The sequence below is a fragment of the Mesorhizobium sp. M7A.F.Ca.CA.004.12.1.1 genome (genome assembly GCF_003997835.1).
Taxonomy (GTDB): Bacteria; Pseudomonadota; Alphaproteobacteria; order Rhizobiales; family Rhizobiaceae; genus Mesorhizobium.
In genome coordinates this window covers 1-401 of the sequence record NZ_RZRK01001544.1, presented here as the reverse complement: position 1 = coordinate 401, position 401 = coordinate 1, and the positions used below count along the sequence as shown (strand labels likewise).

The 401-nt window shown below is 65.8% G+C and carries 1 protein-coding gene; it reads left to right on the top strand.

The window, feature by feature from the left end:
- Positions 1–401: efflux RND transporter periplasmic adaptor subunit (locus EN984_RS37480; protein ID WP_127384493.1), on the top strand; the 401-nt coding region annotated here is incomplete at both ends.

Sequence of the window (401 nt, the reverse complement as noted above, 5' to 3'; positions counted from 1 at the left end):
TTCCAAGGCAGCGCTCGACAGCGCGCAGGCCAACCTCGCCATCGCCCAGGCCGACCTCAAGGCGCAGCAGACCGACCTTGCCAAGAGCACCATCTATGCGCCGATCGACGGCATCGTGCTGACGCGCTCGGTCGATCCCGGCCAGACGGTCGCCTCTTCGCTGCAGGCGCCGGTGCTGTTCATCATCGCCGCCGATCTCAGGAACATGGAACTGGTGGCGGCGGTCGACGAGGCCGACATCGGCGCGGTCAAGTCAGGCCAGCATGCCCGCTTCACCGTGGATGCGTTCCCCGAGCGGCCGTTCGATGCCGAGATCCGCGACATCTCCTATGCCTCGGTCACCACCGACGGCGTCGTCACCTACAATGCGCGGCTCGAGGTCGACAACAACGAACTGTTGC